The sequence below is a fragment of the Streptococcus sp. 79 genome (assembly GCF_013277425.1).
GTDB lineage: Bacteria > Bacillota > Bacilli > Lactobacillales > Streptococcaceae > Streptococcus > Streptococcus pseudopneumoniae.
Genome location: NZ_VMMW01000057.1, coordinates 1 through 26,125, shown reverse-complemented (window position 1 = coordinate 26,125; position 26,125 = coordinate 1). Strand labels below are relative to the sequence as shown.

The window sequence follows — 26,125 nt, the reverse complement described above, 5'->3', positions numbered from 1 at the left end:
AAGGAAGAAATAAAGTGCGATTGTTCTTGCATTCACTTGTAATAAAGCCCAATAGATGGTAAAATAGACGAGTGAAAAAAAGACAAAAAAAAGCAAAAAATAATCTACTGTGGCAGTATGGTCTAGGGATGACGATTTTGTTTGTGGTTATCAGTGCTTCCTTTCTGTATCTAGTGTTTCTGAGTATGAAACCTTATCAAACAGCTAAAAGTGAAGGAGAAAAATTAGCTCAGCAGTATGCAGGATTAGAGCAGGCTGATCAGGTTGACTTATACAATGGCTTGGAATCCTATTATAGCGTTCTTGGCCGTAATAAAAAACAAGAAGCACTTGCTGTCCTGATTGGAAAAGATGACCACAATATTTACGTTTATCAGCTAAATCAAGGTGTTTCACAAGAAAAAGCAGAAGCTGTTTCGAAGGAAAAAGGAGCTGGCGAGATTGACAAGATTACCTTTGGCCGTTATCAAGACAAACCAATCTGGGAAGTCAAGTCAGGCTCTGATTTTTATCTAGTAGATTTTGAAACAGGAGTATTGGTCAATAAGGAGGGCCTATGAAACTATCCAACCGTGTTTTAGAAATGGAAGAAAGTGTGACCTTGGCTGCTGGAGCTCGTGCCAAAGCACTCAAGTCTGAGGGAAGAGATATCCTGTCTCTAACCTTGGGTGAGCCAGATTTCACTACTCCAAAAAATATCCAAGATGCCGCCATTGCATCGATTCGAGATGGGCGTGCTTCTTTTTATACAGTAACCTCAGGCCTGCCAGAGCTCAAGGCAGCGGTCAATACTTACTTTGAACGCTTTTACGGCTATTCTGTAGCGCCAAATCAAGTGACAGTCGCTGCTGGAGCCAAATATTCTCTCTATACCTTCTTTATGGCTGTGGTCAATCCAGGTGATGAAGTTATCATCCCAACCCCCTACTGGGTAAGCTATGGAGACCAGGTCAAGATGGCAGAAGGTGTGCCAGTCTTTGTTCCTGCTAAGGAAGATAATCACTTTAAGGTGACCGTAGAGCAGTTAGAAGCAGCTCGCACAGACAAGACCAAGGTTTTGGTGCTGAATTCGCCATCCAATCCGACAGGTATGATTTACACCCGTGAGGAACTCTTGGCAATCGGAAACTGGGCTGTAGAAAAGGATATTCTCATTCTAGCAGATGATATCTATGGGCGCTTGGTCTATAATGGTCATGAGTTCACACCGATTTCTAGCCTATCTGAGGCAATTCGCAAGCAAACAGTGGTCATCAATGGTGTGTCTAAAATCTATGCCATGACAGGTTGGCGGATTGGCTATGCCGTTGGAGAAGCAAACATTATTGCTGCCATGTCCAAGATTGCAGGTCAAACAACTTCGAATCCGTCAGCAGTAGCCCAGTATGCAGCAGTTGAGGCTCTATCAGGTGAGCAAGATACTGTAGAAAGCATGCGTCAGGCTTTTGAGGAACGTCTCAATACCATCTATCCCCTTCTTGCTGAGGTGCCAGGATTTGAAGTGCTCAAACCGCAAGGAGCTTTCTATCTCTTCCCAAATGTCAAAAAAGCTATGGAGATGAAAGGCTATACAGATGTGACAGATTTTACAACCGCTATCCTAGAAGAAGCCGAAGTGGCCTTGGTAACAGGAGCAGGATTCGGAGCACCAGAAAATGTCCGCCTCAGCTATGCGACAGACCTAGACACGCTTAAAGAAGCAGTTAAACGCTTGAAAGCATTTATGGGTAGTGAGAATGATTGATCATTTTGAGATTAAGGTAAAGGATTTACAAATTTCAGAAGGATTTTATAAGAGTTTTCTCGCTCCTTTGGGCTATAAATTGGCTTTTAAGACTACTTCTCTAATCAGTTTTCTTGCCCCGAACAGCCCTCATCCTGGTGGTGATTTTTGGCTGGCTCAGGGGACACAAGATCCTATTCACTTTGCTTTTTTAGCAGAAAATAAGGAAGAAGTTCAGGCTTGTTATGAGGCTGGTTTAGAGGCAGGTGGGCGAGACAATGGGGCTCCTGATTATCGCAGTGAGCATCCGATTTACTACGCTGCTTTTGTGATTGACCCAGATGGGAACAATATAGAAGTGGTTTGCCATAAAGAATAAAAAAGAAAAAGGAAAAATAATGACAAAACGTGTAACGATTATTGATGTAAAAGACTATGTTGGTCAGGAAGTGACGATTGGCGCTTGGGTTGCCAACAAATCAGGAAAAGGGAAAATTGCCTTCTTGCAATTGCGTGATGGAACAGCCTTCTTCCAAGGTGTGGCTTTTAAACCAAACTTTGTCGAAAAATTTGGTGAAGAAGTAGGACTTGAGAAGTTTGATGTCATCAAACGCTTGAGCCAAGAAACGTCTGTTTATGTGACAGGTATTGTCAAAGAGGACGAACGTTCTAAATTTGGCTATGAGTTGGACATCACAGACATCGAAGTGATCGGTGAATCTCAAGACTACCCAATCACACCAAAAGAACACGGTACAGACTTTTTGATGGACAACCGTCACTTGTGGCTCCGTTCTCGTAAGCAGGTGGCCGTGATGCAAATCCGTAACGCTATTATCCATGCAACTTATGAGTTCTTTGACAAGAACGGTTTCATGAAATTTGACAGCCCAATTCTTTCAGGAAATGCGGCAGAAGATTCAACAGAACTCTTTGAAACGGACTACTTCGGAACGCCAGCCTACTTGAGCCAATCAGGTCAGCTTTACCTAGAAGCAGGTGCTATGGCTCTTGGTCGTGTCTTTGACTTTGGTCCAGTTTTCCGTGCTGAAAAATCAAAAACGCGCCGTCACTTGACCGAGTTCTGGATGATGGATGCAGAGTACTCATACTTGACACATGATGAGTCGCTTGACTTGCAAGAAGCTTATGTGAAAGCTCTTCTACAAGGTGTTCTTGACCGTGCGCCTCAAGCCTTGGAAACCTTGGAACGTGATACAGAGCTCTTGAAACGCTACATTGCAGAGCCATTCAAACGTATCACTTACGATCAAGCCATTGACCTCTTGCAAGAACATGAGAATGATGAAGACGCTGACTACGAACATCTTGAGCATGGTGATGACTTTGGTTCACCACATGAAACTTGGATTTCAAACCACTTTGGTGTGCCAACTTTTGTCACGAACTACCCAGCAGCCATCAAGGCCTTCTATATGAAACCAGTTCCTGGAAATCCAGAGCGCGTGCTTTGTGCAGACTTGCTTGCTCCAGAAGGCTATGGAGAAATTATCGGTGGGTCTATGCGTGAGGAAGACTACGATGCCCTTGTCGCTAAGATGGATGAACTTGGCATGGATCGTACAGAGTATGAATTCTACCTTGACCTTCGTAAATACGGTACAGTTCCACACGGTGGATTTGGTATCGGTATCGAGCGTATGGTAACCTTCGCAGCAGGAACAAAACATATCCGTGAAGCCATTCCATTCCCACGTATGTTGCACCGTATTAAACCGTAAGAATAGGAAAACGCCCATGTGGCGTTTTTTCGCATATCAGAGTTTTTACTTGCGTAAAAAAATTTTTTCTAGTATAATAGTTTATTGTGAGCGAACCTCACTTACCCCTTGCAAAGTCTTGGGGTCATTAGACCAAAAGGAGGAACATATCAATGGCTAAATACGAAATTCTTTATATCATTCGTCCAAACATTGAAGAAGAAGCTAAAAACGCTTTGGTAGCACGTTTTGACTCTATTTTGACTGACAACGGTGCAACTGTTGTTGAATCAAAATCTTGGGAAAAACGCCGTCTTGCATACGAAATCAAAGATTTCCGTGAAGGACTTTACCACATCGTTAACGTTGAAGCAAACGACGATGCAGCTCTTAAAGAGTTTGACCGTCTTTCAAAAATTAACGCTGACATTCTTCGTCACATGATCGTCAAAATTGACGCGTAAGAAGGTAAACTATGATTAACAATGTTGTACTTGTAGGGCGCATGACACGTGACGCTGAGTTGCGTTATACCCCATCAAATGTAGCAGTTGCGACTTTTACTCTTGCAGTAAACCGTACATTTAAGAGTCAAAATGGCGAACGTGAGGCTGATTTTATCAATGTCGTTATGTGGCGTCAACAGGCTGAGAACCTTGCTAATTGGGCTAAAAAAGGCTCACTTATCGGGGTGACAGGCCGTATCCAGACTCGTAGTTACGATAACCAGCAAGGACAACGTATCTACGTGACAGAGGTCGTGGCTGAGAATTTCCAAATGTTAGAAAGCCGTAGTGTGCGTGAAGGTCATACAGGTGGAGCTTACTCTGCACCAACTGCAAACTATTCAGCGCCTACAAATTCAGTACCAGACTTTTCACGTGATGAAAATCCATTTGGAACAACAAATCCATTGGATATTTCAGATGATGATTTACCATTCTAATGGACAACTAAAATTATAAAGGAGAAAAAACATGGCTCAACAACGTCGTGGCGGATTCAAACGCCGTAAAAAAGTTGATTACATCGCAGCAAACAAAATTGAATATGTTGATTACAAAGATACTGAGCTTCTTAGCCGTTTCGTTTCAGAACGTGGGAAAATCCTTCCTCGTCGTGTAACAGGAACTTCAGCTAAAAACCAACGTAAAGTAACAACAGCTATCAAACGCGCTCGCGTAATGGCTTTGATGCCTTTCGTAAACGAAGATTAAAGAAAAGACCCGGTTGGGTCTTTTTTTCAGGTCCAGTGGACCTCTTTTTCATGAGCTTGAAAACAAGAAAGCGAATTAAGACCCCGACGGGTCTTTTTTTCACGAGCCTTGAAATGAGAGAGCGAGTTGAGGTCAGGGGGACCTCTTTTTCATGAGCTTGGAAACAAGAATGCGAATTAAGACCCCAACGGATCTTTTTTTCACGAGATAGTTTTTTTCTGACCTTGGCGTGCTATAATGGTAATAGAAAGAGTAAAGGTGGGTAAGTCAAAGATGAATTGTACGATTAGAAATATGATTAAGTCTGATATTGAATCCTTATCTCATGGCTTTATGAATCAAGGTTGGCCTGGTAGAGAGGAAATTTTGGCTAGATATTTTCTGGAACAGGAAAGTGGGGAGAGAGAAGTCTTAGTTGCAGAGATTGATGGTGCTGTAGCGGGCTACGTTACCATTTTGCCCTCTGCTAAACATGGTCCTTTTGCAGAAGTCTATCCAGAATTATCAGATTTTAATGTGTTTGAGCCTTTTAGAAATCAAGGGATTGGGAATCAATTGCTAGAAGAAGCAGAAAAACGAGTCAAGTTTGTTTCGAGTAAGGTCACTCTTGGTGTAGGTTTGCACTTAGGCTATGGCCCTGCCCAGAGATTGTATATCAGACGGGGCTACATTCCAGATGGGACAGGTGTCTGGTATCGAAATCAACCCTTGGAAATGAATGCAACTAGCCAAAATAATGATGATTTGGTTTTGTATCTAGTAAAAGAATTCGGATAAGAGACAAGGATTTTATTGGGGATGTGGGATTTCTCTACTTTATGGTATAATGGAAAGAGTTAGATTGAAAGAGGTAGTGAGATGGATGCCAAATTAAGATATAAGGCAAAGAAGATCAAGATTGTCTTTTTTGATATTGATGATACATTGCGGAATTCCAAGACAGGTTTTATTCCGACTTCAATCCCAGCTGTTTTTAAGCAATTACGTGAGAAAGGAATTTTGACAGGTATTGCTTCTGGACGAGGGATTTTTGGTGTCGTGTCAGAAATTCGTGAACTGAATCCTGACTTTTTTGTGACCTTAAATGGGGCTTATATCGAAGATAAAAAAGGTCAGGTTATTTATCAACATCAGATTGAGAAGTCAGATGTTGAGGAGTATATCTCTTGGGCTAAGCAAGAGGGAATTGAGTATGGTTTGGTTGGGAGTCATGATGCCAAGTTGTCTATTCGTACAGATATGATTAGTGAGGCTATCAATCCAATTTATCCTGATTTAGATGTGGATCCAGATTTCCATGAGAAAGAAGACATCTATCAGATGTGGACTTTTGAAGATAAGGGAGATGACTTACACTTACCTGACAGTCTCTCAGATAAACTTCGCATGGTTCGTTGGCACCAACATTCGTCTGATATTGTTCCGATTTCAGGCTCCAAAGCGACGGGGGTGGAAAAGGTTGTGGAACACCTTGGCTTGAAACCAGACAACGTTATGGTTTTTGGAGATGGGCTGAATGACTTGGAACTCTTTGATTATGTTGGAATCAGCGTTGCAATGGGAATTTCTCATGATAAGATCAAAGAAAAAGCAGATTATATTACAAAAACACTAGAAGAAGATGGCATTTTTGATGCCTTAGAAGGATTTGGTATGGTAGAAAAAGAATTGCATTTCCCACAAGTAGACATTGAAACAGTAGAAGGTCCTATCGCGACTATTAAGACCAATCACGGAGACTTGCGTATTAAACTTTTCCCTGAACATGCTCCTAAAACAGTAGCTAACTTTGTAGCTCTTGCAAAAGATGGTTACTATGATGGTGTCATTTTCCACCGTATTATCAAGGACTTTATGATCCAAGGTGGAGACCCAACTGGAACTGGTATGGGTGGCGAGTCCATCTACGGCGAATCTTTTGAGGATGAATTCTCAGAAGAACTTTACAATATCCGTGGTGCCCTTTCTATGGCCAATGCTGGTCCAAATACCAACGGCAGCCAGTTCTTTATCGTCCAAAACCAACACCTGCCTTATTCTAAGAAAGAAATTGCTCGTGGTGGTTGGCCAGAACCGATTGCGGAAATTTATGCCAACCAAGGTGGGACACCTCACCTAGACCGTCGTCACACGGTTTTTGGTCAGCTAGCTGATGAAGCTTCTTACGCTGTCTTGGATGCCATTGCTTCTGTTGAGACAGGGGCTATGGACAAGCCAGTTGAAGATGTTGTGATTGAAACAATTGAAATTGAGGACTAAGATGAAAATCGGTGATAAGCTAAAGGGTCGTATTACAGGGATTCAGCCCTACGGTGCCTTTGTTGAGCTAGAGACAGGTGATACGGGGCTGATTCATATTTCAGAGATTCGGACAGGCTTTATTGAAAATATCCATGAAGCCTTGAAAGTTGATGAAGAGGTTCAAGTTCAAGTAGTGGATTTAGATGAATTTACAGGGAAAGCAAGTCTTTCTATCCGCACTTTGGAGGAAGAAAAGCACCAGTTTCCGAGACGGAGACGCTTTTCAAGCGACCGTTTTAACTACGGCTTTGCGCCTCTTAAACGAATGATGCCAATTTGGACTAGAGAAGCCTTGCACTATTTAAAAAAGAAGAAGTAGTTTAGAATTTTATATTTTTTGTAATGTTAATATGAATCTGCTATAATAGAACCATGGAAGAAGAACAATTATTAAAATCAGGGGAGCGCATTAACCAGCTCTTCTCAACAGATATCAAAATTATTCAAAATAGAGAGGTTTTTAGCTATTCGGTGGATAGTGTTCTCTTGTCACGCTTTCCACGTTTTCCTAAAAAGGGCTTGATAGTGGATTTCTGCGCTGGGAATGGAGCAGTGGGGCTATTTGCTAGCACTCGTACTCAGGCACAGATTTTGGCTGTTGAGATTCAGGAGCGTTTGGCGGATATGGCTGAGCGCTCTGTCCGTTTGAATGGTTTGGAAGAGCAGATGGAGGTCATCTGTGATGATTTGAAAAATATGCCTGCTTATATCCAGGGAAGTAAGGTGGATATGATTTTGTGTAATCCGCCCTATTTCAAGGTGGATCCTCATTCAAACCTGAACGAGAGTGAACATTATCTCTTGGCGCGACATGAAATCACGACCAATTTGCAGGAAATCTGTCGTAGTGCCCAGAGTATTCTCAAATCTAATGGGCGTTTGGCCATGGTTCATCGTCCTGATCGACTTCTGGATATTTTGGATACGTTACAACGGCATAATCTAGCCCCTAAGCGTCTGCAATTTGTCTATCCAAAAAAGGAAAAGGAAGCCAATATGCTCTTGATTGAAGCTATCAAGGATGGTTCAACAAGTGGCTTTAAGGTCTTACCACCTCTCATTGTTCACAATGATGATGGCTCTTATACGCCGGAACTCGAAGAGATTTATTATGGATTATAAGGCTTATATGTATGTTCTGGAGTGCCGTGACGGATCCTACTATACAGGCTATACGACTTATGTGAAGAGACGCCTCGCTGTCCATAATAGTGGGAAGGGAGCCAAATACACACGAGCACGCTTGCCAGTCAAACTCATCTATGCTCAAGGTTTTGCCAGTAAGGAAGAAGCCATGTCGGCAGAAGCCCTTCTCAAGCGTAAGAAACGACCACAGAAGGAGCAATTTTTATCTGAAAATCAAGATAGAAATTTAGTCAGTTATTTTGAAGAATTGTGAGGAGCCCTTTGACTCCTCTTACTTTTGTCAAAAAGCGAAAAAAATGCTACAATAAAGAGAATAAACAAAATGAGGTATTATCATGTCTAAGATTCTAGTATTTGGTCACCAAAATCCAGACACAGATGCCATTGGGTCATCTGTAGCCTTTGCCTACCTTGCAAAAGAAGCTTACGGTTTGGATACGGAAGCTGTTGCTCTTGGAACTCCAAATGAAGAAACAGCCTTTGTCTTGAACTATTTTGGTGTGGAAGCACCGCGTGTCATCACTTCTGCCAAAGCAGAAGGTGCAGAGCAAGTTATCTTGACTGACCACAATGAATTCCAACAATCTGTATCAGATATCGCTGAAGTAGAAGTTTATGGTGTGGTGGACCACCACCGTGTGGCTAATTTTGAAACTGCAAGCCCACTTTACATGCGTTTGGAGCCAGTTGGTTCAGCGTCTTCAATCGTTTATCGTATGTTCAAAGAACATGGTGTAGCTGTTCCTAAAGAGATTGCTGGTTTGATGCTTTCAGGTTTGATTTCAGATACTCTTCTTTTGAAATCACCAACCACACACCCAACAGATAAGGCTATTGCTCCTGAATTGGCTGAATTGGCTGGTGTAAACTTGGAGGAATATGGTTTAGCTATGTTGAAAGCTGGTACAAACTTGGCTAGCAAATCTGCTGACGAATTGATTGACATCGATGCTAAAACTTTTGAATTGAACGGAAATAATGTCCGTGTTGCCCAAGTGAACACAGTTGACATCGCTGAAGTCTTGGAACGTCAAGCAGAAATTGAAGCTGCAATGCAAGCTGCTAACGAAGCAAACGGCTACTCTGACTTTGTCTTGATGATTACAGATATCGTCAACTCAAACTCAGAAATCTTGGCTCTTGGTGCCAATATGGGCAAGGTCGAAGCGGCTTTCAACTTCAAACTTGAAAACAATCATGCCTTCCTTGCTGGTGCCGTTTCACGTAAGAAACAAGTGGTACCTCAATTGACTGAAAGCTTTAATGCTTAAGATTTTGGGTGTCAGTTCAAAATCGGAAAGTCTAGTTTGCCTTATATCGAAAGGAGTTTCGGCTCCTTTTTTCTAGGAGTGAAGCATGTTAGAAAATGGCGATTTGATTTTTGTGAGAGATGAGTCAGATATGGGACAGGCCATCCAGACTTCCACAGGCAACTATAACCATGTTGCCATTTATTTGGATGGGATGATTTACCATGCTAGTGGAAAGGTGGGTGTTATCTGTCAGGAACCAGCAGACTTCTTTGAGTCCAATCATTTATACGACCTCTATGTTTACCCAGAAATGGATATCCAGTCGGCGAAGGAAAAAGCTTGCAAACATCTAGGGGCACCCTACAATGCTTCTTTCTATCCAGATGGGCATGGTTTTTACTGTTCCCAGTACATGGCAGAAATCCTACCGATTTTTGAGACCATACCTATGAAATTTGGGAATGGGGACCAGGAGATTAGTGATTTTTGGAGAGAATATTATAGGAAACTCGAACTTCCTGTGCCTCTTAACCAAGCTGGAACCAATCCCAGTCAGTTGGCAGCATCGCCTCTGTTAGAATGTAAAGAAAGGAATCTTCATGATTCAGATTTTTAATCCATCTCGTTTGACGAGACAGCCATTTTTGGAGAATTGATCCACTATCTGGACCAGTATGAGGATGTGATTCTACGGGAAATTAAGGCTCAATTTCCAGATATTGCAGTTGATAAACTCATGGAAGAGTATATAAAGGCAGGCTTGATTCTACGTGAAAATAAGCGCTATTACCTCAATTTTCCTATGCTTGAATCACTTGATAGTCTCGAACTGGATCAAGAGATTTTTGTCAGAGAAGCTAGTCCGGTCTATCAAGCCTTGTTGGAGCAGCGTTTTGAGACGGAATTATGCAATCAAACCAATGCAGCTATTTTAGTTGAAAAGACGGACTTTGCAAGATCAAAAATGACCCTGTCCAATTATTTCTACAAGGTCAAACATCAGTATCCTTTGACAGAAAAACAGCAGGAACTCTATGACATTTTAGGAGATGTTAATCCTGAGTATGCCCTCAAATACATGACAACTTTTTTGCTAAAATTTCTCAAAAAAGATCAACTGATGCAGAAACGCCGTGATATCTTTGTGGACAGTTTAGTTGTCCTGGGTTATATAGTCCAAAATGAAGATGGAAAGTATGAGTTGGCTGTCGATTTTGACAAGGAGAGATTAACTTTCTATTTAGTGTGATTGCTTTTTCTGAGCACATTGTTTGACTTTATCTATCGATAAGTTTATACTAATGTAACCGATAACACATATCGGAATAAAACTAAAGGAGACAATCATATGTCACTTGAAAACAAATTGGAACAAGCAACAGGCGCTGTCAAAGAAGGTTTTGGTAAAGTTACTGGAGACAGCAAGACAGAACTTGAAGGAGCTGTTGAAAAAACAGTTGCTAAGGCAAAAGAAGTAGTTGAAGATGCTAAAGGTGCTGTAGAAGGTGCCGTTGAAGGTTTGAAAAACGTTTTTACTAAAGAATAGGAAAAAATCAAGGGTTTCATTTTCCCTTGATTTTTTTACAATCCTTATAAATAATTTTCTGCTACGACTGCATCTCCTGGATAAGCTTCTTTCTTGCCCTGGACGATTTGGTAGCAATCGGCTCCCTTACCAGCAATAATAACTGCATCTAATTCGTGATTTGTGATGGCCATTGCCGCTTTGATGGCTTCTTGGCGATCCGCAATCTTTTCAACAGGATGATTGATATAGCTACTAATTTCATCTGCAATGGCCATTGGGTCTTCATAATTGGGGTCATCAGCAGTCAAAAAGACTTGAATCTCAGGATGTTGATTGAGGAGAAGGCCAAAGTCCTTACGACGACTTTCTCCCTTATTTCCTGTCGAACCTAAGACCAGAGCAATCTTTCCAGTTTGATGAGTTTCTACCACATTGATGAGTTTTTTGAGACTGTCACCGTTGTGGGCGTAGTCGATGAAGACCTTGGCTCCATTTTTCTGAGTGAGGACTTCCATACGGCCGGGAACGCGGGTTGCAGCGATTCCTTTTTTGATGTCCTCAAGACTTGCTCCGAGACGAAGACAAGCAAGCCCAGCAGCAACGGCATTTTCTTGGTTGAAGTGACCAATCAGTTGGATATCATAATCACCAGCCAGTTTCCCACTAGCTGAAAAGCTAAAGGCTTTGGAATTCTCGATTTGATTATTTGATTGGCTACCATAGAAATCATGGTCTTGATCTGCCACTTGTTCTTTCAAGACAGAAAAGTGATCCATGTCACTATTAATGATGACTGCTCGGCTATTTTCCATCAAGAGACGTTTGTGGTAGAAGTAGTCTTCAAAGCTAGGGTGTTCAATCGGGCCGATATGGTCTGGGCTGATATTGAGGAAAACTCCCACATCAAAGGTTAGACCATAGACACGTTTGACCAGATAGGCTTGACTGGAGACTTCCATGATGAGGTGGGTACGGTCATTTTGCACAGCTTGATGCATCATATCAAAGAGGTAGATGCTCTCAGGGGTTGTCAATGCAGACTTAAAGAAAGTCTTACCATCTAGAGTTGTATTCATGGTTGAGAGCATAGCAGGTCGATGCCCTTGAGATAAGATGTTATAGGCGAAATAGGCTGCTGTTGTCTTACCCTTAGTACCAGTAAAGGCAAGGAGTTTGAGTTTTTTCTGTGGATTGCCATAAAACTCCATGGCAATCAAACTCATGGCTTTCTTGATATCGCTGACGATAATGGCAGGAATACCAACCTCATAGTCCTTTTCAGCCACATACCAATCGAGACCTTGAGAGATAGCTGAAAGCAGAAATTCCTTCTTAAAGGCAGCACCCTTGACGAAAAAGAGGCTCTTTTCTTTAGCCTTGCGACTGTCATAGCAGATGGTGTCAAATACGACATGGCTGTAGTTGTAGTGATAGTGTTCTTGGTCGATAATCTCACGGAAGAGACCATCTTTCTTTAATATATCTAATACGGTTTCAATCTTAATCATACTTTCTATTGTAAACCGAAAGTCGCAAATTTACAAGTAACAAGGAAAAGTTTATAATGGAAGATAAGGAGTTTTTCCTAGTTATCAAAATTGAATGAGGAATCTATGTCGCACGAAAACAATCACCAGCAGGCCCAGATGTTACGGGGGACTGCTTGGTTAACGGCTAGTAACTTTATCAGTCGCCTGCTTGGGGCCATCTATATTATCCCTTGGTATATCTGGATGGGGTCTTATGCGGCTACAGCAAATGGACTCTTTACCATGGGATACAATATCTATGCCTGGTTCTTGCTGGTTTCAACAGCAGGGATTCCAGTTGCGGTGGCCAAGCAAGTTGCCAAGTATAATACCATGCGAGAAGAGGAGCATAGCTTTGCCCTGATTCGGAGCTTTTTAGGCTTTATGACGGGACTTGGCCTGGTTTTTGCTTTAGTCTTGTATCTCTTTGCTCCTTGGCTAGCAGACTTGTCTGGCGTGGGCAAAGACTTGATCCCAATCATGCAAAGCTTGGGTTGGGGAGTCTTGATTTTCCCATCTATGAGTGTTATCCGAGGATTTTTCCAAGGGATGAATAATCTCAAACCTTATGCCATGAGTCAAATTGCTGAGCAGGTCATTCGTGTTATCTGGATGCTTCTAGCAACCTTTATCATTATGAAGCTCGGTTCAGGAGATTACCTAGTAGCGGTTACCCAATCCACCTTTGCTGCCTTTGTCGGTATGGTAGCCAGTTTTGCAGTCTTGATCTATTTCCTTGCCAAAGAAGGTTTACTCAAAAGAGTCCTTGAAACAGGAGATAAGATAAATAGCAAGCGTCTTTTGGTCGATACCATTAAGGAAGCCATTCCTTTTATCCTGACAGGGTCTGCCATCCAGCTTTTCCAGATTTTGGATCAGCTGACCTTTATCAATAGTATGAGCTGGTTTACCAACTACAGCAACGAGGACTTGGTTGTCATGTTTTCTTATTTCTCAGCCAATCCTAATAAAATCACGATGATTTTGATTTCTGTTGGGGTTTCGATTGGGAGTGTAGGCTTGCCACTTTTGACGGAGAACTATGTTAAGGGGGACTTGAAGGCAGCTTCTCGTCTCGTTCAGGACAGCATTACCATGCTTTTTGTATTCCTGCTACCAGCAACGGTTGGAGTGGTCATGGTAGGAGAACCTCTTTATACGGTCTTCTATGGTAAGCCAGATAGTTTGTCCATGGGCTTATTTGTCTTTGCAGTTTTGCAGTCTATTATTTTAGGCTTGTACATGGTCTTGTCCCCCATGCTTCAAGCCATGTTCCGCAACCGCAAGGCCGTTCTCTATTTTATCTATGGTTCTATTGCCAAGCTGGTCTTGCAACTGCCTACCATCGCCCTTTTCCACAGTTATGGTCCCTTGATTTCAACAACCATCGCTCTTATCATTCCTAACGTCTTGATGTATCGGGATATTTGTAAAGTAACGGGTGTTAAGCGCAAGGTGATTGTGAAGCGAATCATTTTAATCAGTTTGCTGACCCTAGTCATGTTTCTGTTAATAGGAACCATCCAGTGGCTGTTAGGATTTGTTTTCCAACCAAGTGGACGTTTGTGGAGCTTCTTTTATGTAGCTCTTGTCGGTGCCATGGGGGGTGGACTCTACGGATTCATGAGTCTCTATACTCGTCTCTTAGATAAGGTTATTGGACAGGCCAAAGCTGCCCAGTTGCGAGCAAAATTTAAGTTTTCTTAAGATAGCATTTATAAATAAAAGGAATAAGTTGAACAATCTTTTAGGAGAACTTGAAACTTATTCCTTTTTTTAGCGTCAAAACAGCTAAAATTATCTTTTAAGAGTAGAAGATGAGGCCTTTTTCGATTTTTTTGGACAAAATCATTGACTAAACAAACTAAACGTTGTATAATAAAACAAATCTTTAAAGCAGGAGGTTCTGGAAATGAAAAAGTCTAAGAGCAAATATCTAACCTTGGCAGGTCTTGTCCTGGGTACAGGAATTTTATTGAGCGCGTGTGGAAATTCTAGCACAGGATCAAAAACCTATAACTATGTTTATTCAAGTGATCCATCTAGTTTGAACTATCTAGCAGAAAACCGCGCAACAACAAATGATATTGTGACCAACCTGGTAGATGGTCTCATGGAAAATGACCAATATGGGAACTATGTGCCATCCTTGGCAGAGGATTGGAGTGTTTCTAAGGACGGTTTGACCTATACCTACAAACTTCGTAAGGATGCCAAGTGGTTTACTTCTGAGGGAGAAGAATATGCTCCTGTAACTGCCCAAGATTTTGTGACAGGTTTGCAATATGCGGCTGATAAAAAATCAGAAGCCTTGTATCTAGTGCAGGACTCTGTTGCAGGTTTGGATGACTATATCACTGGTAAAACAAGCGACTTTTCAACTGTCGGTGTCAAGGCTCTTGATGACCAAACGGTTCAATACACCTTGGCTCGACCAGAACCTTACTGGAACTCAAAAACGACATCAACCATTCTTTTCCCAGTCAATGCGGATTTCCTAAAATCAAAAGGGGATGATTTTGGCAAGGTAGACCCTGCTAATATTTTGTACAGTGGACCTTTCTTGATGAAAGCTTTTGTTTCAAAATCTGTCATCGAATACAAGAAAAATCCTAACTACTGGGATGCTAAGAATGTCTTTGTAGATGATGTTAAATTGACCTACTATGATGGTAGTGACCAAGATGCTCTTGTTCGTAACTTTACAGACGGAGCCTATAGCTACGCTCGTCTCTATCCAAATAGTTCAAGTTTTGAAGGGATTAAAGAAAAATACAAAGATGATATCATCTACAGTATGCAGACTGCTACGTCTTATTACTGGAATTTTAACCTAGATAGACAAGCTTATAAATTTACTTCTAAGACGACCGACATTGAAAAGAAATCAACTCAGGAAGCAGTTCTTAATAAAAACTTCCGTCAAGCTATTAACTTTGCCTATGATCGTACAGCCTATGGGGCTCAAACTCAGGGAGAAGACGGAGCGACTAAGATTTTGCGTAACTTGGTTGTTCCTCCAACCTTTGTAAGTATCAAGGGAAAAGACTTTGGTGAAGTAGTAGCCTCTAAGATGGTCAATTATGGTAAGGAATGGCAAGGTATCAACTTTGCGGATGGTCAAGACCCTTATTACAATCCTGAGAAAGCCAAGACTAAATTTGCTGAGGCCAAGAAAGAGCTAGAAGCTAAGGGAGTTCAATTCCCTATTCATTTGGATGCGACAGTTGACCAAGCTTCTAAGAAGGGGATTCAAGAAGTAAGCTCTATGAAGCAATCTATTGAAGCAGCTTTAGGTACGGAGAACGTCGTTATTGATATCCAACAGTTATCAACAGAGGACTATCATAACTCAAGTTACTTTGCTCAAACAGCAGCTCAAAAAGATTATGACCTTTACAATGGTGGTTGGGGTCCTGACTACTTAGATCCATCAACCTATCTTGATATCTTTAGTGTCAAGAATGGTGGGGTTCTACAAAATCTTGGACTCGAGCCTGGTGAAGCCAACGACAAGGCTAAGGCAGTTGGACTTGACACTTATACTCAAATGTTGGAAGAGGCTAATAAGGAGCAAGACCCAGCCAAACGTTATGAAAAATATGCTGATATTCAAGCATGGTTGATAGATAGTTCTCTAGCGATTCCAAATGTTTCATTGGGTGGAACACCTGGCTTGAGAAAAACAGTTCCTTTCTCAGCACCTTATTCATTGGCTGGTAATAAAGGGGTCGAATCATTTAAGTACCTCAAAGTACAAGATAAGATTGTCACAACAGACGAATATGCAAAAGCCAGAGAAAAATGGTTGAAAGAAAAAGAAGAATCTAATAAAAAAGCCCAAGAAGAATTGGCAAAACATGTCAAATAAGGATTTTTCAAGAAAAACGATGGTTTCGAAGGAAGCTGTCGTTTTTTAATAGAATGATAGTAAATTTGGAAGAAAAATCTCACATTTTTTTCTTTGTTTCTTGAGTTTATGTTATAATGAATATAACATAAATGTGAGACGCTATTTTCGAAAATCTACCCAATGTTGATTGAAGTATGCATATGCTAGGGTAATGTTATAGGAGGGATGCCGTCTACTGAAAAAGTAAGATAAAACGCAACAAATGATAAGTTCTTCTTTTATGTGAAGAGTTCTTATCTGCCTATTTAGTGATTTTTATGAAGGTATCATCATGGGCGCGATTATGGAATTTGCGACAGAAAAACAGATTGCATCCTTTCTCTCAACTTGCCGCATTGAAGGGCAAAAGAATTTTCTGATGGCTTTCAAGAAAAAGACATGGTTGAAATCCTTTATTGATTTTTTCATTATAGGTGGTTCCTACTATGTTCAGTCGAGTGTGAAGCCTAAAATTCTGGCATTCACACCTAAGGGGATTTTCTTGATGGACATCAGTGATATAACTGAAAATCGTTCTAATCAAGTCGTAGAGATGCCTTGGAATCAAGTTCAAGATTTTACTTATAAGCCAGTCTTGAATACAGTTAGGCTGAACTGGAACTATCAAAATGAAGCCTATATTTTTTCTGTGGATGTTGGTCAGATTAGTCAGCATGTAGGTCAGTATCAATTTAACAAAGAGCATTATGACTATTTAGTCAAACAGGATTTCTTTCAGTCTAAGTAAGCCCTAGCAAGGATTTTCACAAAAGAATCTGGAAGCTTTTCTGGATTCTTTTTAGTTTTACTAGCTAGTACTCAATGAAAATCAAAGAGCAAACTAGGAAGCTAGCCGCAGGTTGCTCAAAACAGTGTTTTGAGGTTGTAGATAAGACTGACGAAGTCAGCTCAAAACACGGTTTTGAGGTTGCAGATAGAACTGACGAAGTCAGTAACATATATACGGTAAGGCGACGCTGACGTGGTTTGAAGAGATTTTCGAAGAGTATAAGTCTATAGTTTGAAACTATAGCTAGCTCTTGAAAAGAAGAAAATGAGTTGATGAAAATAAGTGGTACAATAGTTACTATAGATTTGGAGGTATTGTATGAGCAAGGAATTACACATTAACACAATTTTGGCCCAGGCGGGCATTAAGTCAGATGAAGCGACAGGTGCATTGGTGACACCGCTCCATTTTTCAACGACCTATCAGCATCCAGAGTTTGGTCGATCTACTGGGTTTGACTATACGCGCACTAAAAATCCAACTCGTAGTAAGGCTGAGGAAGTCTTGGCGGCTATTGAGTCAGCAGACTATGCCCTAGCGACTAGCTCAGGGATGTCAGCTATTGTACTGGCCTTTAGCGTCTTTCCAGTAGGAAGTAAGGTCTTGGCAGTGCGTGATCTTTACGGTGGTTCTTTTCGCTGGTTTAACCAAGTGGAGCAGGAAGGTCGTTTCCATTTTACCTATGCCAATACAGAAGAAGAGTTGATTGCCGAGTTAGAAAAGGATGTGGATGTTCTCTATATCGAAACCCCAACCAATCCCTTAATGTTGGAATTTGATATCGAAAAACTAGCAAAATTGGCTCATGCTAAGGGTGCCAAAGTGGTGGTGGACAATACCTTCTATAGCCCTATCTACCAACGTCCGATTGAAGATGGAGCAGATATGGTTCTCCATTCAGCAACCAAGTATCTAGCAGGCCACAATGATGTCTTGGCTGGAGTGGTTGTAACCAATAGTTTAGAACTATACGAGAAGCTCTTTTACAATCTCAATACGACAGGGGCAGTCTTGTCTCCATTTGACAGCTACCAGTTGCTTCGTGGTCTCAAGACCTTGTCTCTTCGTATGGAGCGCTCAACAGCCAATGCCCAAGAAGTGGTTGCCTTTTTGAAGGATTCTCCAGTAGTTAAGGAAGTTCTCTACACTGGTCGTGGGGGCATGATTTCCTTTAAAGTAGCCGATGAAACGCGCATTCCACATATTTTGAACAGTCTTAAGGTCTTCTCTTTTGCGGAAAGTTTGGGTGGTGTAGAAAGTCTTATTACTTATCCAACGACACAAACCCACGCTGATATTCCAGCAGAAGTGCGCCATTCTTACGGTTTGACAGATGACCTCTTGCGCTTGTCGATTGGGATTGAGGATGCTAGAGATTTGATTGCAGATTTGCGCCAAGCCTTGGAAGGATAAGATAAAGATGGGAAAATATGATTTTACAAGCCTGCCCAATCGTTTAGGGCATCATACCTATAAATGGAAAGAAACAGAAACGGATAGTGAAGTTCTACCAGCTTGGATAGCAGATATGGACTTTGTAGTCTTGCCTGAAATCCGCCAAGCTGTGCAGACTTACGCTGATCAATTGGTCTATGGCTATACCTATGCCAGTGAAGAGTTAATTAAGGAAGTTCAAAAGTGGGAAGCCACACAACACGGTTATCACTTTGACAAAGAGGCTCTTGTCTTTATCGAGGGCGTTGTACCTGCCATCTCAACAGCTATTCAAGCTTTCACAAAAGAAGGCGAAGCGGTTTTGATTAACACGCCTGTCTATCCACCTTTTGCTCGCAGTGTCAAGTTGAACAACCGCAGATTGATTACCAATTCTTTGGTGGAAAAGGATGGTCTGTTTGAGATTGACTTTGACCAACTTGAAAAGGATTTGGTGGAAGAGGAGGTTAAACTCTATATTCTTTGCAACCCTCACAATCCTGGTGGACGTGTTTGGGAAAAAGAAGTGTTGGAGAAGATTGGCCAACTCTGCCAAAAACACGGTGTTTTGTTAGTTTCAGATGAGATTCACCAAGATTTGACCCTCTTTGGTCACAAACACCAGTCTTTCAATACCATCAATCCTGCCTTCAAAAATTTTGCTATCGTCTTGAGCAGTGCCACTAAAACATTTAATATTGCTGGGACAAAAAATTCCTATGCAGTCATTGAAAATCCTAAGTTGAGACTGGCTTTCCAGAAACGCCTGTTGGCCAATAATCAGCATGAAATTTCAGGCTTGGGTTATTTGGCGACAGAAGCTGCCTATCGATACGGTAAAGATTGGCTAGAGGAACTCAAGCAAGTCTTTGAAGATCACATCAATTATGTGGTGGATCTATTTGGAAAAGAGACTAAAATCAAGGTCATGAAACCGCAAGGTACCTACTTGATTTGGCTTGACTTTTCAGCCTATGACCTGACTGATGAAACATTGCAAGAGTTGTTGAGAAATGAAGCCAAGGTTATCCTTAACCGTGGTTTGGATTTTGGAGAGGAAGGAAGTCTCCATGCCCGCATCAATATAGCCATGCCCAAATCTCTGTTGCAAGAAGTCTGTCAGCGGATTGTGGCTACTTTTGCCAAACGTTAAAAATCCATCCTTCTAGGAGAAAAGTCTTCCTAGAAGGCTATTTTCATAGGCGAAAATATGGTATAATAAACAGATAAGGTAAAGGTGAAAATATGGCTAAATTGATTCCGGGGAAAGTTCGTATCGAAGGTGTTGCCCTTTATGAAACTGGTAAGGTTGATATCATCAAGGAAAAGAACAATCGGCTCTATGCTCGCGTTGCAGAAGAAGAACTGCGCTATAGTTTAGAGGATGATTTGGTTTTTTGTGCCTGTGATTTTTTTCAAAAGAGGGGCTACTGTGTGCATTTGGCAGCGCTAGAGCATTTTCTGAAAAATGATGAGCGTGGTCAGGAAATCTTGTGGAGTCTGGAAGAAGGTCATGAAGAAAAAGAGGCCGTTGAAACCAAGGTGACCTTGGGTGGCAAGTTTTTGGATCGAATTTTATCTCCAAAATCAGAATGCGCCTATGAGTTATCAGCTGTGGGTCAGGTGGAAGCAGGAACCAATCATATCTTGTGGACTCTGAGAATCGGCCAAATCAATAGCCAAAAATACTATGTCATTCGGGATATTCCACTTTTTTTAAGGATTGTCGAGCAGAGAAAGTCGTATATGATTGGCAAGATTTATGAGGAGTCTCTTTCTTGGGAAGCTTTTGATGAGGCCAGCCAAGAACTTTTGACTTTCTTGCACGGACTAACGGAGGAAGGGCTGGTTCCAGACCTCTTTTTCCAAAACCAAGGTCGGCACCTCTTTTTCCCTCTGACCTTTTTTGAGCAGGGTGTGAATTTACTGATGGCCTTGCCCCATTTTCAATTTGACCATCAAGTGGATAGCTACCAAACCCTGCTTTTTCAGGATATGCATGCTGATGCCAATCTATTTGCCTTTACAGTAACAGAATACTCGGACTATTTTGAAATGGAAATCAGTGAGAGTCCTAGGGTCAATGTCTTTTATCAGGGAGCAGTACTTTTCCATAAAGGTCAGGTTTATTTTTTAACAGACCAGCAGATGCGTCTTCTCAAGGAAATTAAAGTGTTACCTGTGGGTCAACAAGGAAAGAAATACCTGCAATTTGATAGCAGTGATCGAGACAAATTGGCCTCCTGTCTGACTCTTTTTATCCAGATGGGTACCGTTTCAGCTCCAGAACGTCTACAAATCAAAACTTTTGCGCCCTCTTTTTACTTTGACAGGGAAGAAGATAATCGGATTCGTTTAGAAATTCAGTTTGATTATGGAAATAGACAGGTATCTAGCCGACAAGAGCTAGAAGAATTACCATTTTCAAGTGACACGGACTTAGAAGAAAGAATTTTCCAAGTCTGTTTGGCTGCGGGCTTTGAAGCAGATTTTCAATCTTGGCGTCAGGCCTTAAAAGCAGAGTCTGTCTATCATTTCTTCCATGAAATCATTCCAGTCTTTGAAAAACTTGGAAATGTTGATTTATCAGACAAGTTAGAAGAGTTTTATAGTCTAGCAAGCCCTCAAGTGCAGATTACTTCCAAGGGAGGTCTCTTGGAAATTCAATTTGATTTTCAAGATATAGCCCAAGAGGAAATTGACCAAGCTATGCAGGCCTTGGTTGATAATCGAGATTTTTATATTGATTCGTCTAATAAAGTCTACTTTTTCGATGAAGAAACCAAGAAAATTCGTCAAAATCTACAGGAGCTGGGGCAATTTGAATTAAAAGATGGCTCCTTGCAGGCTCGGAAATCCTTGGCTTATAGTTTAGCTCATCTCTTTGAAGGACGTGACCGTGTTTCTTTTTCACAAGAATTCCAGAATCTGGCTCACGATTTGACGCATCCAGAGGACTTCCCTAGACAAGCAACTCAGGTTCAGGCTGACTTACGAGATTATCAGGAAAAGGGAATCAGCTGGCTACAGATGCTCCATCACTATGGTTTTGGTGGGATTTTGGCTGACGATATGGGACTTGGTAAAACCCTGCAGACCATTGCTTTTTTGACCAGTCAAGTGACAAAAGAAAGTCGAGTCTTGATTTTAGCACCGTCAGGTTTGATTTACAACTGGGCAGATGAGTTTCAGAAATTTGCCCCACAGTTGGATGTGGCTGTTGTTCATGGTTTGAAAGCTAGTCGTGAGGAGATTCTTGCTGAAAGCCATCAAATCTATGTGACGAGCTATGCTACCTTCCGTCAGGACAGTGAGCTTTATCAGGGGATGGCCTTTGACTTCCTTTTCTTAGATGAGGCTCAGGTCATGAAGAACGCCCAGACCAAGATTGCCCAGACCTTGAGACAGTTTGTGGTGCCGTCAGTTTTTGCTCTGTCAGGGACACCGATTGAAAACCATCTAGGTGAGCTGTGGTCTATTTTCCAAATCGTCATGCCAGGACTTTTGCCAAGCAAGAAAGAATTTATGAAATTGCCAGCTGAACGCGTGGCTCAGTTTATCAAGCCTTTCGTGATGAGGCGCAAGAAAGAAGAAGTTCTGACCGAATTGCCAGACTTAATAGAAGTAGTTTATAAGAATGAACTGGAAGACCAGCAAAAGGCTATCTACCTAGCCCAGTTGCAACAGATGAGAGATAGATTGGCTCAAGTATCAGATCAGGAATTTCAGCGAAGTCGTGTGGAAATCTTGTCTGGTCTGATGCGCTTGCGCCAAATCTGTGACACCCCTGCCCTCTTTATGGAGGATTATCAGGGAGCTAGTGGCAAACTGGATAGTCTCCGAGACCTGCTGGTACAGGTGGCAGACGGTGGACACCGTGTCTTGATTTTCTCTCAGTTCAAGGGAATGTTGGAGAAAATAGAACAAGAACTGCCAGACTTGGGCATGACTTCCTTTAAAATTACAGGTTCAACTCCAGCCAAGGAAAGACAAGACATGACCAAGGCCTTTAACCAAGGGGAAAGAGATGCCTTTCTGATTTCCCTCAAGGCTGGTGGTGTCGGTCTGAATCTGACAGGTGCTGATACGGTTATCTTGGTTGACCTTTGGTGGAATCCTGCGGTGGAAGCGCAAGCTATTGGCCGTGCCCATCGGATGGGTCAGGAAGAAACGGTTGAGGTTTATCGCTTAGTGACCAGGGGAACCATTGAAGAAAAAATTCAGGAACTCCAAGAACAAAAGAAACATCTGGTGTCACAAGTATTGGATGGAACAGAGTCACGTGGCAGTCTCAGCCTAGCAGAAATTAGAGAAATTTTGGGAATTTCTGAAGCCAGCACTTGAAAAATCAAGACAATACGCTATAATGAAGTGTTGAAAGGAAATAGAAAATGAAACAAGAACGATTTCCATTGGTGTCAGATGACGAGGTCATGCTGACTGAGATGCCAGTCATGAACTTGTACGATGAGTCTGATCTGATCAGTAATATCAAGGGTGAGTATCGAGATAAAAATTATTTAGAATGGTCTCCTATTACTGAAGAGGCGCCAGTAAAACCGATTGAAAAGCAAGTCGAGAAACCTAAAAAAGCTCCTTTAGGGGTAAAAAAAGAAGGAAAGAGCTATGCGGAGGTGGCGCGTGAAGAAGCGCGTGCAGACTTGAAAAAGAAACGCTCTGCTAACTATCTAACTCAGGATTTCAGCCGTGCGAGACGTCATTCTAAATCAGGCCTTGTTAGACAGGGCAGTCAACCGACAGCGCCTTTCCAAAAGGAAAATCCTGGTGAATTTGTCAAATATAGCCAAAAATTGACCCAGTCTCATTATATCTTGGCGGAAGAAGTTCATTCTATCCCTACCAAGAATGAAGAAGTGTCAGCACCTGCTCCAAAGAAAAACAACTATGATTTTCTAAAGAAGAGCCAAATCTACAATAAAAAAAGTAAACAAACAGAACAAGAACGTCGGGTTGCCCAAGAGTTGAATCTGACCAGAATTACAGAATAGGGGAGAAAACATGCCAAAGACATATCATTTTATCGGAATTAAGGGATCAGGGATGAGTGCCTTGGCCTTGATGTTGCACCAAATGGGGCATAAGGTACAGGGATCAGATGTTGAGAAGTACTACTTTACTCAACGTGGTCTTGAGCAGGCAGGAATTACTATTCTTCCTTTTGATGAAAAGAATCTAGACGGTGATATGGAAATTATCGCTGGAAATGCCTTTCGTCCAGATAACAACGTCGAAATTGCCTATGCAGACCAAAATGGTATCAGCTACAAACGTTACCATGAGTTCCTAGGTAGCTTTATGCGTGACTTTGTTAGCATGGGAGTAGCAGGAGCGCATGGAAAAACTTCAACGACAGGTATGTTGTCTCACGTCTTGTCTCACATCACAGACACCAGCTTCTTGATTGGAGATGGGACAGGTCGTGGTTCGGCCAATGCCAAATATTTTGTCTTTGAATCTGACGAATATGAGCGTCACTTTATGCCTTACCACCCAGAATACTCTATTATCACCAACATTGACTTTGACCATCCAGACTATTTCACAAGTCTAGAGGATGTTTTCAATGCTTTTAACGACTATGCTAAACAAATTACCAAGGGTCTTTTTGTCTATGGTGAAGATGCAGAATTGCGTAAAATTACGTCTGATGCACCAATTTATTATTATGGTTTTGAAGCAGAAGGTAATGACTTTGTAGCTAGTGAGCTTCTTCGTTCTACGACTGGTTCAACCTTCACCGTTCATTTCCGTGGACAAGACTTGGGGCAATTCCACATCCCAACCTTTGGTCGTCACAATATCATGAATGCGACAACCGTTATTGGTCTTCTTTACACAGCAGGATTTGATTTGAACTTGGTGCGTGAGCACTTGAAAACATTTGCTGGTGTTAAGCGTCGTTTCACTGAGAAAATTGTCAATGATACAGTGATTATCGATGACTTTGCTCACCATCCAACAGAAATTATTGCGACCTTGGATGCGGCTCGTCAAAAATACCCAAGCAAGGAAATTGTAGCAGTCTTCCAACCGCATACCTTTACAAGAACCATTGCCTTGTTAGATGACTTTGCCCACGCTTTAAACCAAGCAGATGCTGTTTACCTAGCGCAAATTTATGGGTCAGCTCGTGAGGTAGACCATGGAGATGTCAAGGTAGAAGACCTAGCTAATAAAATCAACAAGAAACACCAAGTGATCACTGTTGAAAATGTTTCACCACTCCTTGACCATGACAATGCTGTCTATGTCTTTATGGGAGCAGGAGATATCCAAACCTATGAATATTCATTTGAACGACTCTTGTCTAACTTGACAAGCAATGTTCAATAGGTTATTCTCATGGAAATTCCAATTAAGATCATTCAGGCAAGTCAGTCTGATTTGGCTGAGATAGAGGCACTTCAAACTTCGTCTTTTCCGGCTGAAAAGCAGCAACCTTCCCATATCTTAGAAGAAAGTATCCGTAAGTGTGCGGATACCTTTCTTCTAGCTAGGGATGAAAACCAACTTTTAGGCTATATTCTATCAAGTCCCCAGTCAGACAATCCGCAATGTCTAAAAGTAGATTCTTTAGTCATTGAGTCTGACCATCAGAGACAAGGATTGGGAACACTTCTTCTTGCGGCTTTGAAAGAGGTGGCAGTTGAGCTGGATTACAAAGGGATTCGTTTGAAGAGTCCTGATGAGCTGCTTTCCTATTTTGAAATGAGCGGTTTTATTGATGAAGAAACTTCCCTTTATGAAACTAGCCAGGGTTTTAGTATGATTTGGTTTAATCCCTATTATCTGGAGGTACAATGAAGATCAGACAAGCAAGATTAGAAGATTTAGAACGTATCGTTGAGATTGAACTAGAAAATTTCTCGGTAGAAGAAGCTATTCCTCGATCTGTTTTTGAATCGCATTTGCGAGAAATTCAGACCTCTTTTCTGGTTGCGGAAAAAGTAGGTAGAATCATGGGGTACATAGAAGGGCCAGTTGGACCACACCGCCATCTGCAAGACCAGTCCTTTACAGAAGAAATAAAAGACTATAGTCATGAGCCTGGTGGTTATATCTCTGTGACCTGTCTTTCTATTGCCAAAGAAGCACAGGGCCTCGGACTTGGACAAAAATTACTAATAGCCTTGAAAGAAGTTGCTCTTGAAGATAAGAGAGATGGCATTAACCTAACCTGTCATGACTATCTCATCGCCTACTATGAAAAGCACGGATTTGTCAATGAAGGCTTGTCCCAGTCAACCTTTGCAGGGGAAACCTGGTATGATATGGTTTGGGAAACGAAAAAATAAGCTAGGAAAAGTATCATAGGTTGCTTTTCTTGGACTTTTAAGATATAATCCCGACTTTATCACTTAAAAAATACAAAAGGGCAGCTAACCCCTTGCGCCACAAGGGATTTCGCTGTTCTTTAATCTCGTTTAGGTGTTGTATATGGAGCTTTGGCGTAATTTTTGAGTTCTTCAAACTTCACGAACCCTTTGTTCCATTCCATGCCTAATAATCTATTTAGTAGCTGCATATCTGGACTTTCTTGTAGTCTATAGTAATTATCTTGTAACCTAGT

General features: G+C 41.6%; 27 protein-coding genes and 1 pseudogene. 27 read left to right on the top strand and 1 reads right to left on the bottom strand.

Translation table 11 applies throughout. The annotated features are described in order from the left end of the window. The first annotated feature begins 71 nt into the window (after positions 1 to 71). The 16 genes and pseudogenes from HT729_RS08390 to HT729_RS08315 all read left to right on the top strand — a co-directional run bounded on the left by HT729_RS08390 (position 72) and on the right by HT729_RS08315 (position 10,907). A complete protein-coding gene (locus HT729_RS08390) occupies positions 72 to 560 on the top strand; it encodes a DUF5590 domain-containing protein (protein WP_000747177.1) in 489 nt (162 codons plus the stop codon). Further along, the gene (locus tag HT729_RS08385) at positions 557 to 1,744 is read left to right on the top strand and encodes a pyridoxal phosphate-dependent aminotransferase (protein ID WP_000777796.1); all 1,188 of its coding nucleotides are present in this window, start codon (positions 557 to 559) and stop codon (positions 1,742 to 1,744) included. The genes HT729_RS08390 and HT729_RS08385 overlap by 4 nt, the downstream gene beginning before the upstream one ends. After that, on the top strand, positions 1,737 to 2,102 hold the full coding sequence (locus HT729_RS08380) for a VOC family protein (protein WP_000565215.1): 366 nt from the start codon (positions 1,737 to 1,739) through the stop codon (positions 2,100 to 2,102). The genes HT729_RS08385 and HT729_RS08380 overlap by 8 nt, the downstream gene beginning before the upstream one ends. Before the next feature lie 16 nt (positions 2,103 to 2,118). Beyond that, positions 2,119 to 3,465, top strand: a complete 1,347-nt coding sequence (gene asnS, locus HT729_RS08375; RefSeq protein ID WP_161802647.1) for an asparagine--tRNA ligase — start codon at positions 2,119 to 2,121, stop codon at positions 3,463 to 3,465. Between the two features lie 152 nt (positions 3,466 to 3,617). Beyond that, entirely contained in the window at positions 3,618 to 3,908 is a 291-nt protein-coding gene (gene rpsF, locus HT729_RS08370; protein ID WP_001151777.1) for a 30S ribosomal protein S6, read from the top strand. Between the two features lie 11 nt (positions 3,909 to 3,919). Then, positions 3,920 to 4,390: a single-stranded DNA-binding protein SsbA gene (gene ssbA, locus HT729_RS08365; protein ID WP_000609599.1), complete on the top strand. Its 471-nt coding sequence runs from the start codon at positions 3,920 to 3,922 to the stop codon at positions 4,388 to 4,390. A gap of 31 nt (positions 4,391 to 4,421) precedes the next feature. Continuing rightward, entirely contained in the window at positions 4,422 to 4,661 is a 240-nt protein-coding gene (gene rpsR, locus HT729_RS08360) for a 30S ribosomal protein S18 (protein WP_000068664.1), read from the top strand. Between the two features lie 273 nt (positions 4,662 to 4,934). Next, complete coding sequence (locus HT729_RS08355) at positions 4,935 to 5,438, top strand: GNAT family N-acetyltransferase (RefSeq protein WP_004244450.1); 504 nt, start codon at positions 4,935 to 4,937, stop codon at positions 5,436 to 5,438. Positions 5,439 to 5,519: 81 nt separating this feature from the next. After that, positions 5,520 to 6,920 (top strand): bifunctional Cof-type HAD-IIB family hydrolase/peptidylprolyl isomerase, encoded by a 1,401-nt coding sequence (locus HT729_RS08350; RefSeq protein WP_172931896.1) that lies wholly within the window; start codon positions 5,520 to 5,522, stop codon positions 6,918 to 6,920. Between the two features lies 1 nt (position 6,921). Further along, positions 6,922 to 7,281 carry a S1 RNA-binding domain-containing protein gene (locus HT729_RS08345; RefSeq protein WP_000689593.1) on the top strand — a complete coding sequence of 120 codons (360 nt, stop codon included), beginning with the start codon at positions 6,922 to 6,924 and terminating at the stop codon, positions 7,279 to 7,281. 53 nt (positions 7,282 to 7,334) lie between these two features. Continuing rightward, positions 7,335 to 8,084 (top strand): tRNA1(Val) (adenine(37)-N6)-methyltransferase, encoded by a 750-nt coding sequence (locus HT729_RS08340; protein WP_000390770.1) that lies wholly within the window; start codon positions 7,335 to 7,337, stop codon positions 8,082 to 8,084. After that, positions 8,074 to 8,361, top strand: coding sequence for a GIY-YIG nuclease family protein (locus HT729_RS08335; protein ID WP_000384642.1), 288 nt, complete (start codon positions 8,074 to 8,076; stop codon positions 8,359 to 8,361). The genes HT729_RS08340 and HT729_RS08335 overlap by 11 nt, the downstream gene beginning before the upstream one ends. A gap of 82 nt (positions 8,362 to 8,443) precedes the next feature. Continuing rightward, positions 8,444 to 9,379: a manganese-dependent inorganic pyrophosphatase gene (locus HT729_RS08330; protein ID WP_172924167.1), complete on the top strand. Its 936-nt coding sequence runs from the start codon at positions 8,444 to 8,446 to the stop codon at positions 9,377 to 9,379. Positions 9,380 to 9,464: 85 nt separating this feature from the next. Next, positions 9,465 to 9,977, top strand: a complete 513-nt coding sequence (locus HT729_RS08325; RefSeq protein WP_000892241.1) for a YiiX/YebB-like N1pC/P60 family cysteine hydrolase — start codon at positions 9,465 to 9,467, stop codon at positions 9,975 to 9,977. Continuing rightward, a pseudogene (locus tag HT729_RS08320) lies at positions 9,961 to 10,610 on the top strand (DUF1803 domain-containing protein). Before HT729_RS08325 ends, HT729_RS08320 begins: the two are co-directional and overlap by 17 nt. Before the next feature lie 99 nt (positions 10,611 to 10,709). Beyond that, on the top strand, positions 10,710 to 10,907 hold the full coding sequence (locus HT729_RS08315) for a CsbD family protein (RefSeq protein ID WP_000051199.1): 198 nt from the start codon (positions 10,710 to 10,712) through the stop codon (positions 10,905 to 10,907). A 44-nt stretch (positions 10,908 to 10,951) separates the two neighbouring features. On the opposite strand, the gene HT729_RS08310 is transcribed toward HT729_RS08315, so the two are convergent. After that, on the bottom strand, positions 10,952 to 12,397 hold the full coding sequence (locus HT729_RS08310) for a UDP-N-acetylmuramoyl-L-alanyl-D-glutamate--L-lysine ligase (RefSeq protein ID WP_000590270.1): 1,446 nt from the start codon (positions 12,395 to 12,397) through the stop codon (positions 10,952 to 10,954). Between the two features lie 105 nt (positions 12,398 to 12,502). Here HT729_RS08310 and HT729_RS08305 point away from each other — a divergent pair, with 105 nt between their 5' ends. The 11 genes from HT729_RS08305 to HT729_RS08255 all read left to right on the top strand — a co-directional run bounded on the left by HT729_RS08305 (position 12,503) and on the right by HT729_RS08255 (position 25,850). Then, a complete protein-coding gene (locus HT729_RS08305; protein ID WP_000017788.1) occupies positions 12,503 to 14,125 on the top strand; it encodes a polysaccharide biosynthesis protein in 1,623 nt (540 codons plus the stop codon). Between the two features lie 205 nt (positions 14,126 to 14,330). After that, the gene (locus tag HT729_RS08300) at positions 14,331 to 16,289 is read left to right on the top strand and encodes a peptide ABC transporter substrate-binding protein (protein WP_000748868.1); all 1,959 of its coding nucleotides are present in this window, start codon (positions 14,331 to 14,333) and stop codon (positions 16,287 to 16,289) included. 313 nt (positions 16,290 to 16,602) lie between these two features. Continuing rightward, positions 16,603 to 17,058, top strand: a complete 456-nt coding sequence (locus tag HT729_RS08295; RefSeq protein WP_000500945.1) for a hypothetical protein — start codon at positions 16,603 to 16,605, stop codon at positions 17,056 to 17,058. A gap of 74 nt (positions 17,059 to 17,132) precedes the next feature. After that, positions 17,133 to 17,291 carry a hypothetical protein gene (locus tag HT729_RS12125; protein ID WP_050208363.1) on the top strand — a complete coding sequence of 53 codons (159 nt, stop codon included), beginning with the start codon at positions 17,133 to 17,135 and terminating at the stop codon, positions 17,289 to 17,291. Positions 17,292 to 17,418: 127 nt separating this feature from the next. After that, a complete protein-coding gene (locus HT729_RS08285; protein WP_000031969.1) occupies positions 17,419 to 18,513 on the top strand; it encodes a cystathionine gamma-synthase in 1,095 nt (364 codons plus the stop codon). A 7-nt stretch (positions 18,514 to 18,520) separates the two neighbouring features. Continuing rightward, positions 18,521 to 19,687, top strand: a complete 1,167-nt coding sequence (locus HT729_RS08280) for a MalY/PatB family protein (RefSeq protein WP_000521386.1) — start codon at positions 18,521 to 18,523, stop codon at positions 19,685 to 19,687. A 92-nt stretch (positions 19,688 to 19,779) separates the two neighbouring features. Next, complete coding sequence (locus tag HT729_RS08275) at positions 19,780 to 22,878, top strand: DEAD/DEAH box helicase (protein WP_172931895.1); 3,099 nt, start codon at positions 19,780 to 19,782, stop codon at positions 22,876 to 22,878. 47 nt (positions 22,879 to 22,925) lie between these two features. Next, positions 22,926 to 23,543 (top strand): cystathionine gamma-synthase, encoded by a 618-nt coding sequence (locus tag HT729_RS08270; RefSeq protein ID WP_172931894.1) that lies wholly within the window; start codon positions 22,926 to 22,928, stop codon positions 23,541 to 23,543. Positions 23,544 to 23,553: 10 nt separating this feature from the next. Then, positions 23,554 to 24,888, top strand: a complete 1,335-nt coding sequence (gene murC, locus HT729_RS08265; protein WP_001127123.1) for a UDP-N-acetylmuramate--L-alanine ligase — start codon at positions 23,554 to 23,556, stop codon at positions 24,886 to 24,888. 9 nt (positions 24,889 to 24,897) lie between these two features. After that, positions 24,898 to 25,359, top strand: coding sequence for a GNAT family N-acetyltransferase (locus HT729_RS08260; protein ID WP_000405299.1), 462 nt, complete (start codon positions 24,898 to 24,900; stop codon positions 25,357 to 25,359). Beyond that, the gene (locus HT729_RS08255) at positions 25,356 to 25,850 is read left to right on the top strand and encodes a GNAT family N-acetyltransferase (protein ID WP_000702440.1); all 495 of its coding nucleotides are present in this window, start codon (positions 25,356 to 25,358) and stop codon (positions 25,848 to 25,850) included. Before HT729_RS08260 ends, HT729_RS08255 begins: the two co-directional genes overlap by 4 nt. Positions 25,851 to 26,125 lie beyond the last annotated feature (275 nt).

Coding starts and splice junctions, on each gene's coding strand:
- HT729_RS08385 (WP_000777796.1), top strand. CDS start 557: ATGAAACTATCCAACCGTGTTTTAGAAATGGAAGAAAGTGTGACCTTG.
- HT729_RS08380 (WP_000565215.1), top strand. CDS start 1,737: ATGATTGATCATTTTGAGATTAAGGTAAAGGATTTACAAATTTCAGAA.
- rpsF (WP_001151777.1), top strand. CDS start 3,618: ATGGCTAAATACGAAATTCTTTATATCATTCGTCCAAACATTGAAGAA.
- ssbA (WP_000609599.1), top strand. CDS start 3,920: ATGATTAACAATGTTGTACTTGTAGGGCGCATGACACGTGACGCTGAG.
- rpsR (WP_000068664.1), top strand. CDS start 4,422: ATGGCTCAACAACGTCGTGGCGGATTCAAACGCCGTAAAAAAGTTGAT.
- HT729_RS08355 (WP_004244450.1), top strand. CDS start 4,935: ATGAATTGTACGATTAGAAATATGATTAAGTCTGATATTGAATCCTTA.
- HT729_RS08350 (WP_172931896.1), top strand. CDS start 5,520: ATGGATGCCAAATTAAGATATAAGGCAAAGAAGATCAAGATTGTCTTT.
- HT729_RS08345 (WP_000689593.1), top strand. CDS start 6,922: ATGAAAATCGGTGATAAGCTAAAGGGTCGTATTACAGGGATTCAGCCC.
- HT729_RS08340 (WP_000390770.1), top strand. CDS start 7,335: ATGGAAGAAGAACAATTATTAAAATCAGGGGAGCGCATTAACCAGCTC.
- HT729_RS08335 (WP_000384642.1), top strand. CDS start 8,074: ATGGATTATAAGGCTTATATGTATGTTCTGGAGTGCCGTGACGGATCC.
- HT729_RS08330 (WP_172924167.1), top strand. CDS start 8,444: ATGTCTAAGATTCTAGTATTTGGTCACCAAAATCCAGACACAGATGCC.
- HT729_RS08325 (WP_000892241.1), top strand. CDS start 9,465: ATGTTAGAAAATGGCGATTTGATTTTTGTGAGAGATGAGTCAGATATG.
- HT729_RS08315 (WP_000051199.1), top strand. CDS start 10,710: ATGTCACTTGAAAACAAATTGGAACAAGCAACAGGCGCTGTCAAAGAA.
- HT729_RS08310 (WP_000590270.1), bottom strand. CDS start 12,397: ATGATTAAGATTGAAACCGTATTAGATATATTAAAGAAAGATGGTCTC.
- HT729_RS08305 (WP_000017788.1), top strand. CDS start 12,503: ATGTCGCACGAAAACAATCACCAGCAGGCCCAGATGTTACGGGGGACT.
- HT729_RS08300 (WP_000748868.1), top strand. CDS start 14,331: ATGAAAAAGTCTAAGAGCAAATATCTAACCTTGGCAGGTCTTGTCCTG.
- HT729_RS08295 (WP_000500945.1), top strand. CDS start 16,603: ATGGGCGCGATTATGGAATTTGCGACAGAAAAACAGATTGCATCCTTT.
- HT729_RS12125 (WP_050208363.1), top strand. CDS start 17,133: ATGAAAATCAAAGAGCAAACTAGGAAGCTAGCCGCAGGTTGCTCAAAA.
- HT729_RS08285 (WP_000031969.1), top strand. CDS start 17,419: ATGAGCAAGGAATTACACATTAACACAATTTTGGCCCAGGCGGGCATT.
- HT729_RS08280 (WP_000521386.1), top strand. CDS start 18,521: ATGGGAAAATATGATTTTACAAGCCTGCCCAATCGTTTAGGGCATCAT.
- HT729_RS08275 (WP_172931895.1), top strand. CDS start 19,780: ATGGCTAAATTGATTCCGGGGAAAGTTCGTATCGAAGGTGTTGCCCTT.
- HT729_RS08270 (WP_172931894.1), top strand. CDS start 22,926: ATGAAACAAGAACGATTTCCATTGGTGTCAGATGACGAGGTCATGCTG.
- murC (WP_001127123.1), top strand. CDS start 23,554: ATGCCAAAGACATATCATTTTATCGGAATTAAGGGATCAGGGATGAGT.
- HT729_RS08260 (WP_000405299.1), top strand. CDS start 24,898: ATGGAAATTCCAATTAAGATCATTCAGGCAAGTCAGTCTGATTTGGCT.
- HT729_RS08255 (WP_000702440.1), top strand. CDS start 25,356: ATGAAGATCAGACAAGCAAGATTAGAAGATTTAGAACGTATCGTTGAG.